The organism is Synergistaceae bacterium, from assembly GCA_012521675.1.
Classification (GTDB): domain Bacteria; phylum Synergistota; class Synergistia; order Synergistales; family Aminobacteriaceae; genus JAAYLU01.
On record JAAYLU010000047.1, the window covers coordinates 1 to 8350 of the forward strand.

The following is an 8350-nucleotide window of genomic DNA, read 5'->3' on the forward strand; positions in this document are numbered from 1 at the left end:
ATATATCCCCGGAAGAGGGACAATAATACCATAAAAACGACCGCTCCCCAACACCCGCGCCGGGCGTCTTCGTCAGCGGCCCTGGATCTGTATGGTCGGCTCCCTCTCCCTCAGGGCCTTCTGGCCGATCTGCACTAGTGCCAGTATCGAATCCAGCTCCACCGCGGGGGGAGACGAGGGCTTTGCCTCGACCACCGGGGGCGCCTCCCTGCGCGCCGCGACCTTCCTCCCGGCCGAGCCTCTCCCCGCTTCATCCGCCGGGGGGAGTCCGAGGTCGGCGTCGGTCTCCGCCTCGCGCATCTCGCTCAGCCAGGCGAGGTTGGCCTCGCTGAGGCTCTTTCGGAGTGCGTCGAGGACGGCCTTCTCGTCCGCCGTCACCCACTCGAGCACGTTCTCCTCCGCGACCACTTGGGCGGGAACCGGACCGTAGCTCTGCATCGCCAAGGGCGCGGCGAGCGCGAACAGCATGGCCGTGCCCACCAGCGCCACCCTGAACGCCTTCGCACCCCTCTTAGGGGCGGGCGCGACACGCTCAGCCTCGGCCCGAGCCCAGATCTCGCTGCGCGCGTCCTCAAGCTCGGCCTTGGCGCACTCGACATCCATAAGGGCGCTGCCCCAGGAGCCGGCGGAGCAAGCCTTGGCGCACCTCTCGAGCCACCTGCAGATTCTGACGATCTTCTTATCCATAGCACAAGCCTCCGAAGGAGATAGAGATGAACAAATCGGAAGGCGGCCAGAAGCATGCTGCCTAAGCGAACGACAAAAACGGGAAAGCGTCCGTTTGGTCGCCTGGTTATGTCATCCCGAGCGAAGCGAGGGATCTCGCTTCTCTACCTCTTATCCCCTTTCAGCCCTCGTTTGTGGCCTCCTCGCCCAGCCATCGCCTCAGCTTGGCCAGGGCGTTTCTCCTCAGGCGGTAGACGTGGCTCACGTCGATCCCACGCTCCAGGGCCACCTCCCTGGCGTTCTTGCCGTCGATCAGCAGCGCCCGGACTACGGACTCCTCCCTCTCCGGCAGCCTCTTCATCTCGTCCAGCACCGCCAGCATCGTCTCGAAAACGTCGGGCGAAAAGGGATCCTCGACTACCAGGTACTCGTCGTCCACCGGCACCGGGGCCCTGCTCTCCGACCTCTGCAGGAAGTTGATCATCTGGCCTCTGATCCGATGAAAGGCGTAGGTGGTGAACCTCAGGTGGCGCTCCGGCTCGAACCGGTCGACCGCCCGGATAAGGGCGAGCATCCCCTCCTGGATCAGGTCCTGGTAGGACGACGGTCGCACCGTGAACCGCCTGGCGAGCCAGAAGACGAGAGGCCTGTAGGAGACGATCAGCTCGTCCCTGGCGTCCTCGTCCCCGTCCGAGGAGAAGCGCCGCCACAGCTCCGCCTCCTCGGCCCGCCGGGACGAGTCGTCGTCGGCCCCTCGCTCCTCAATGCCTTTCGATATATCGTCCGGGACCAAATCGCTCCCCCCTCTCGCCCAAGCTATCAAAAGCCCGCGGCCATCCCCTTCCCCGTCTAAAGAGAAAAAGGGATCCCGGGCAGAATGCCCCTGTCGCCATCATCGACGAACGAGTGGACGCAGTCGTTCACAAACAGCAGCGACATCCCGCGCTTTCCGGCCTCCACTCCCGTCACCGAGCAGTTGCCCAGCCTGGTCCTCCAGGCAGCCTCTCCGCTCAGACCCAGCAGCATGTAGAGGGCCGCCCTTATTATACCTCCGTGGCAGACCACCGCTACCCTGCCGTCAGCCTCGAAAGCCTCGTCCAGCACCGGTGCCAGCCTCTCTCTTATCGCCTCGAAGGTCTCCCCGCCCGGCGGGACGCACTCGAACGGGTTTCGTCGCCACCTGACGACATAATCAGGGTCCGCCGACTTCACCTCGGGCAGCGTCATCCCCTCCCACTCCCCGAAGCATATCTCCACCAGCCCGTCGCGGGGCTCGATCGTGCCGTCGCATGCCTCCGAGATGATCCTCGCCGTCTCCATCGCGCGCGACAGCGTGCTTGAATACAGTCTGAGGCCGCGCCACCCCGCCATCCTCGCCGCCAAACTCTCGGCCTGCGAGCGCCCCGCTTCGTCCAGGGGGACGTCCGTCCTGCCCTGGAAGCGCATTGCCTCGTTCCAGGCCGTCCTGCCGTGCCTTATAAAAAAAACCCGACGCCTTGCCAAACGCGCCACTCTCCGTTCATGGACACTCTTTTTGGTCAATGATATCATACCCGGGCCGGATCGGATGAGAGGAGGCCGGGAGATGTACCGATACTACGCGATAGATCACGAGGACCCGAACGAGGACGAGATCGTCAGCCTGCTTGACGCGAGCGGTGTCCGCTGCGTCCGCCTTCCGTGGACCGAGGAGTATCGGGACATCGTGACCCACCAGCAGGCCCTGATGAAGGGCATCGTCCCAGTCGTCATCGACAGGTACGGCGAGGACGAGGACGTGGAGACAAGCACGCCCAGCCTGATGGAGGAGCTCGCCTCCCCCCTGACGGTGATGGGCCAGGTGGAGTACTTCTACCACAACCCGGTCTACCCCTACTGGAGGTCGCAGGAGGAGTTCGACCGGCTCTACCGGCTGCTCTTCCCGTCCGACGGAACCTACGACTGCTTCTGCTGGTCGGACGACTGGTGCGACTTCTTCGACGCCGGGCGGGAGTGGTTCGGTACGGGCTGCTGGAGCGTCTACGACAGGAGGCGAAGGCTGTTCACCCTCTTCTTCGTCTCGGAGACCGACTAGCGACGTTGACATTTGCGCCGGCGGAGTGTACTATACTCCGCGTGATCGATTTGGAAAGGGATTATGCTATGAACGAAGCGAGAGTCATATCCAAGATTGAAATCCGTTACGGCATGATGATGCGTGGCGACCCTCCGGAGGCGTAGGGGCGCTTGCTGCCTTGTGCGTTTCTGACGAGGGTCTTCGAGGAAATTTCGAAGGCCCTCGTTTTTTTATCTTATTTCACGAGGAGGAAATAGAATGGCATTCAAGGAGTTCTGCATCTCTCAGCCCGTCTTCGAGGAGATCAACCAGTACCTCGGGGACCCGAAGAATCCGGCGCTAGGCGCCCTCAGGAGAGTCGTCGCCAAGTACGGCACAGTGTCGGAGATCAACGAGCAGGCGCGCGAGGCCGGCAGGGTTGAGTCACTCGTCAAGAAGCTGGAGCGGATCAACTCCCCCTTCGTAAAGGACCTGGAGTGGATTGCGACCCTTCGCGACGAGGGCAAGTTTATCTCCCTGTCCGAGTACCGAGCCAAGGTCTGCCCGGAGCGCCCCGCCTGGGACTACGACTTCTCCAAGGCCCCGACGCTGGAGATCAGCGCGCTTCAGTACTTCCCCTGGCTGCTAGCGGAGGTGAAACAGTCGATCGACAAGGGCGAGATCCTTCCCGGGCGGTTCATCAGGGTGCGCAAGATGAAGGAGCAGGAGGCGGACAACGGCGACCTCCCGGCAGTGCGCGCCGCGACGAAGATCCTGGGTTCGACCTGCGTGGAGACTCTTGACACGAAGGGAGTCGACGGCTCCAACGTCCACCTCGGCGGGCCCGAGACGATCACCGGCTACTTCGGCGGCATCGGCCAGCCGAACAACCACCCGCTGCAGTGGGTCGACGAGGTGCTCTACTACTACACCAACTACGGCATCGACGAGGTGCTGAACATCAACCCCGGCACAGTACTGCTCGGCTACCTGCTCTACCGCCTTGGGGTCGACGTGCGCTTCAAGATCTCCGTCTTCATGGGCAACGACAACCCGTACGCAGTCCTGTGGACACTGCTTGCGGCACGCATGTTCGCGCGAGAGGACGGCAGCACTCCTCTTGCCGGCTTCAACCTGTCGAACTCGATCGACGACGAGCACATAGCCCAGTCCGCCGCCATCCGCAGGGAGCTTGGGCTGGACGACCAGGTTAGGATCGAGCACCACATCACCGAGACCTGGAAGAGCATCGTCCGCCAGCCGTACAACCGCAGGGACGGCCTGCTGGAGCTGGTCAAGACCGTGCCCAACATCTCGGCGAAGCACGAGGGCGGCAATCCGGAGGAGGAGCGGGAGCTTGCGCGCCCCTCCGACCTGCTTGACTACTTCCGCGAGAAGAAGGAGATAGAGGCCTCCGGCGAGATGGAGGCCCTGATGCTGAACTACCTGTCCAAGCACAAGGCAGTCAACAGCACGGCCGAGGCCTTGACGAAAGCAGGCCTGTCGTTCGTGGCCGCGGGAGCGCACAGGCTGTAGGGGAGATAAAAGAAGTCCCGGCGCTTTTGCCGGGACTTCTTGTTTTACCGGAGTTCCAGATACAGCTCCTTGCCGAGCCCCTTGGCGACCTTGGAAAGCAACGCTTGCCCTAGCTCCCCCGGAGGAGTCTTGTTAGTCTTCTTGACAGAGGCATTCGTCAATACGAGGGTCAATACGAGGAAGTTTGGCTGAATCCACACCTTGAAAATACGAAAAACCACTCTGGACTGTTCATAGAACAGTATTAACCTCAATTCCCGTTCATTTTATAACGAGGCATGCAGGTCGATCCCGAACGCCGCCAGGATTTCCCTCTGAACCTTAGTCGCCTCGACAAGGCGGTTCTTGTACTTCCCCGTATAGTGGACGGTCGTCAGAGGCTCCAGTTCAAGCAGTAAGGACTGCGGCGTGTATTTGCTCGACTGCAGGATCGGAGGTTTTTCTTCGTGCGCGTTCGCCACAGCCACAGCGACGAACTTCATGTCCTCCTTGTCAAAGCTTGCCAGATCGACGCTTGCGGGGTGAACTCATCGTAAGAATCACCAATGCAAAAAGCTATCCCGGAAAACCACTTAAATAGCGAGTTTCCGGGATAGCTTTATTTACTCCATTCGGTAGAAGGTGGCGGGCTGAAAAGCCCGTAAAACCAAAGATTTTCCTTCTATCGGGCTTATTGTGGTCAACATTGTGGTCAAGTTTTATCCCGACTCAAGCATCAACCTGGTGCTCTGTCTCAAGGTTAATCTGCTTTCATACAAAGCAGAAAGCGCCTCGACTTAACGAAACGCTTTCAGGAACTCCTTCTACGCACGGCAGATGAGCTAATAGAATTATAGTCATCTCAGGAACGCTTGTCAACAGGTTTTCCGGAAAAATTCTCGAGCACGCGTTTCTCCGGCCATAATTTGGATAAGCCACACGGCTTCACCCATCGCTATTATATGCGAAACATCAGCGAAAAATCCATCACTTTATTTTTGACGTCGAGTTTGTGTACTGCTGATTCTTCTTGCGCAAAGTATGGTCTTGCTCAAGATAAAACGCCGTGACGAGCAGGAAAAATGTGTTTCTCCTCTCCAGCACAACCATAAACCGTTCTTCCTCTAAAAGCAGATGGACGCGATTCCCGTTCCACTTCGGTTGCTTGTCCTCTTCCCAGACTTTTACGCCTTGGCAGTCGACACACTCAGTTGTGTCACAGTTATATTCTTCAATAAAGCTTCGAATCCAGCGTATACGTTCACAGCGACGCATATCCGGAACACGTTCACAGTCTTTAAAATAGTCCCGCGAAGTGACGTAAAAGAAAGCTTGCTCCTTATCGCCTTCCTTCGGATGTTTGCGGATATTCACCGGCTTATTTTCAAAACACGGCTTCGTGGCGATAAAATCATTCTTGAATATCTCGTATAGCACGGCTTCATATCTACCCCAATCCCATAGTCATTAAACTCTTCAAGGCGGGGCAACCAGCAATTATTCTTCATTCGTACCTACCTCGATTCCCACATAAAGAGATTAAACTTTTCTTCACGCAGGAGAGTGCTTTTTTGTAATGTTAATCTGGAGCGCTTTTTGATAAGCTCAATTATAGCTAGCTTTGCAGCGCTTTTTTCATGCCCGTCCTCAAATACGCGGTTGGCGTAACCAAGCGCACCGATAAGAATGTCGACAATCTGCATGATTTCAACTTCATTGGAGCGTATTGGCTGTAAGCGCTGAACGATTTTTTGCTGAAAATCGTAGTTTGCGTTACTCAACACCTCTCGCAGTTTTTGAGCCTTGCGGTTTGAGCGCGTATCTTTGATATCGATATAAATTTCGAAGAGGTCTTCCTGCGTCAATATTTGCTTGAGCATCTCAAAATACATCTTGTAGTACCAGTCATCGTGAGTCTGGTTAAAACGCTCATGGTCTAAGCTTCCCTTGTCCGGGATAATCACGGCACGAAGGCGCAACCGCTCGTCATCAAAAAAATAGTTAACGAGGTCGGAGTATAATTGCACGTTCGAAGGGCTGATTTTAATCCATTTCAGTTCGGAGGCTAGCGATATACTATTACGCTTCTTGATTTCACGGACACGCGCATTTATCTCACGCACCTCGAAACGAGGACACCAAACTGCTCCCAGCACCATGACATTGATGCCGTCGTGTTCCAGATGGCAGCTCTCGTCACAGTAGATATTGAAGTTGGACATTTGCATAGACCTCCATTGGTTCTAATTGCACTTTATATATAGCTATATGGCTTTTCGGGCAGGTGTGCGTGCCTACACCAGCCCTAAACAGGGACTCCTGAACAAGTCAGGCACAGTTCTCCAGGACGGAACGCCCGGACCAAAAGGGGCCGGGTGGGGGCTCTCTCTGATCTGCCCCACCGTCTCCTCGTCGGTGAGATTGAGACTGGCCAGCACCAGGAGGGCTCCCAGAGCCACACGAAAGGGGAGAGCGGGGTTTCCGGTAGAGCCAAAGTGGTTTTTGTAGCCTGAAAGGACTTCGAGCTCCTCCCAAGGTCTGAAGACGCTTCGTCTCCTTCTCGGAGATGAACCTGTGGATTTGGGGTTTGGCTTATGACTTTTGAGTCTCTTCAAAGTCGGTGGAATAGCACATGTCGCTCTCCTGCTCATAGTAGTAGGAGCAGTCGGTTGAATATCTCTTGCCGTCCGTTGCCGTCAGCTTCAGTTGGGTAGTGCGACTAACCAACTGAGATCCCTCTTTACTCAGCTTCCTTTAGGTATTTCCAGTAGTTTCGATTCTTCGTATAATCGCTTTCGTCACGCAGCACACCGACGATATCGTGTACCGAAAACCACCATTTGGCGTTTTCGTCGTCCCAGACGGCGCGGACCTCGCGGTCATCGAAAAACCTGATGGATATTTTACTCATCTGAAACCGCCTCGCAAGCTCTCCGCGCTATCAGGGCTACCCTATCGCGTCGAACACCATCTTTACGGCGCTTACGACAACTACGAACGCCAGCACGTAGCGCACCCACTTGTTCCCCTTCATCACGGTGAAACGAGCGCCGAGCACCGCGCCCATCATGCTGCCCACCGCCAGCACCAGCCCCACGGGGATGTTCACCAGACCGTTCATGAAGAAGATAACCAGGCTTATCGTGGTGTAGCAACCGATGATTATCGTCTTGACCGCGTTTCCGCTGACCAGGTCCATTCCTGCGGCGACCACCAGCGCCCACGAGAGGAAGAAGCCGACGCCGGCCTGGATGAATCCGCCGTAGATCCCGACCGCGAAGAATACCACGTACACGGCCCACCTCGGCCAGTTCCTCTCCTCGACCTCCTCCCACATCCTCGGCTTGAATACCAGCAGCAGAGCCATCAGAGAGATCAGCCCCGCGATCACGAGGTTCAGCATCTTCTTGTCCACCTGCACCACGATGAACGTCCCGACCAGCGCGCCGACGGTTGCAGCGGCAGCCAGAGGAAGCGCCCTGCCGAACGAGAGGGCCCCCTGCCTCTTGAAGCTCGCCGCGCCGGAGGCGCTCTGCAGCAGTATGGCGATGCGGTTGGTCCCGTTCGCCACCGCAAGGTCCATCCCCAGGAACGTCAGCGCCGGGAGCACGAGCAACGACCCCCCTCCGGCGACTGTGTTGAGAAACCCCTGCAAAACTCCTACGACGACGATGCCGGTCCAGTGGTACCAAGCCAGATCCATAAGCCTCACTACTTTCTCGTGTGTTTTGGTGGTCGTTCGGGACGACAGGGAGCGGTCACCTCGGACCTCCACGTGGAGCAGTATCCACTGGCGCAATGATAGCACACGGATGGAAAGAGAGGGAGGAGGATTCCTCGTCGACAAGGCCAGTGCCTACCCCGAGATCCCCCTCGTCCGATGTCGGGTCGCTTATTCGCACTCCTCTTGGCACCTTCCCTGAAAGCCGCACGGGCTTACGGAACGACGATTCACCCTCCTGCGGGGTAGTCGGGACGTGGAACGGGCACGGGATCAGGTTCCGGGTCTGGCTCGGGATCGGGCTTCGGCACTGGCACCGGCCCAGGCCCAGGCTCAGGCTCCGGTTCAGGCTCGGGATCGGGCTCAGGCTCCGGATCGGGCTCGGGATCGGGGTCCGGCTCGGGGTCCGGGGG

The 8350-nt window shown here is 57.8% G+C and carries 9 protein-coding genes and 1 pseudogene; 2 read left to right on the top strand and 8 right to left on the bottom strand.

Annotation, left to right across the window (positions count from 1 at the left end):
• Positions 1 to 72: 72 nt before the first annotated feature.
• The 3 genes from GX181_05310 to GX181_05320 form a co-directional block, all read right to left on the bottom strand.
• Entirely contained in the window at positions 73 to 687 is a 615-nt protein-coding gene (locus tag GX181_05310) for a hypothetical protein (protein ID NLM71359.1), read from the bottom strand.
• 160 nt (positions 688 to 847) lie between these two features.
• Positions 848 to 1432, bottom strand: coding sequence for a sigma-70 family RNA polymerase sigma factor (locus tag GX181_05315; GenBank protein ID NLM71360.1), 585 nt, complete (start codon positions 1430 to 1432; stop codon positions 848 to 850).
• Positions 1433 to 1515: 83 nt separating this feature from the next.
• On the bottom strand, positions 1516 to 2178 hold the full coding sequence (locus tag GX181_05320) for a histidine phosphatase family protein (protein ID NLM71361.1): 663 nt from the start codon (positions 2176 to 2178) through the stop codon (positions 1516 to 1518).
• A gap of 73 nt (positions 2179 to 2251) precedes the next feature.
• On the opposite strand from GX181_05320, the gene GX181_05325 reads away from it, so the two are divergent.
• Together GX181_05325 and GX181_05330 are read left to right on the top strand one after the other, a co-directional pair.
• Positions 2252 to 2740 (top strand): hypothetical protein, encoded by a 489-nt coding sequence (locus tag GX181_05325; protein NLM71362.1) that lies wholly within the window; start codon positions 2252 to 2254, stop codon positions 2738 to 2740.
• Positions 2741 to 2980: 240 nt separating this feature from the next.
• Positions 2981 to 4237 (top strand): hypothetical protein, encoded by a 1257-nt coding sequence (locus GX181_05330; protein ID NLM71363.1) that lies wholly within the window; start codon positions 2981 to 2983, stop codon positions 4235 to 4237.
• A gap of 266 nt (positions 4238 to 4503) precedes the next feature.
• On the opposite strand, the gene GX181_05335 is transcribed toward GX181_05330, so the two are convergent.
• The 5 genes and pseudogenes from GX181_05335 to GX181_05355 all read right to left on the bottom strand — a co-directional run bounded on the left by GX181_05335 (position 4504) and on the right by GX181_05355 (position 7919).
• Entirely contained in the window at positions 4504 to 4719 is a 216-nt protein-coding gene (locus GX181_05335) for a hypothetical protein (protein NLM71364.1), read from the bottom strand.
• Between the two features lie 484 nt (positions 4720 to 5203).
• Entirely contained in the window at positions 5204 to 5653 is a 450-nt protein-coding gene (locus GX181_05340) for a hypothetical protein (GenBank protein NLM71365.1), read from the bottom strand.
• 77 nt (positions 5654 to 5730) lie between these two features.
• Positions 5731 to 6438: a DUF3800 domain-containing protein gene (locus GX181_05345; GenBank protein NLM71366.1), complete on the bottom strand. Its 708-nt coding sequence runs from the start codon at positions 6436 to 6438 to the stop codon at positions 5731 to 5733.
• A 454-nt stretch (positions 6439 to 6892) separates the two neighbouring features.
• Positions 6893 to 7127: pseudogene (locus tag GX181_05350) on the bottom strand (cell filamentation protein Fic).
• 36 nt (positions 7128 to 7163) lie between these two features.
• Entirely contained in the window at positions 7164 to 7919 is a 756-nt protein-coding gene (locus GX181_05355) for a sulfite exporter TauE/SafE family protein (GenBank protein ID NLM71367.1), read from the bottom strand.
• Between the last annotated feature and the right edge of the window lie 431 nt (positions 7920 to 8350).

What these genes read in the sequence shown, in the direction of transcription:
- GX181_05310 (NLM71359.1), bottom strand. Translation starts at nt 687, where the DNA reads ATGGATAAGAAGATCGTCAGAATCTGCAGGTGGCTCGAGAGGTGCGCC.
- GX181_05325 (NLM71362.1), top strand. Translation starts at nt 2,252, where the DNA reads ATGTACCGATACTACGCGATAGATCACGAGGACCCGAACGAGGACGAG.
- GX181_05330 (NLM71363.1), top strand. Translation starts at nt 2,981, where the DNA reads ATGGCATTCAAGGAGTTCTGCATCTCTCAGCCCGTCTTCGAGGAGATC.
- GX181_05335 (NLM71364.1), bottom strand. Translation starts at nt 4,719, where the DNA reads ATGAAGTTCGTCGCTGTGGCTGTGGCGAACGCGCACGAAGAAAAACCT.
- GX181_05345 (NLM71366.1), bottom strand. Translation starts at nt 6,438, where the DNA reads ATGTCCAACTTCAATATCTACTGTGACGAGAGCTGCCATCTGGAACAC.
- GX181_05355 (NLM71367.1), bottom strand. Translation starts at nt 7,919, where the DNA reads ATGGATCTGGCTTGGTACCACTGGACCGGCATCGTCGTCGTAGGAGTT.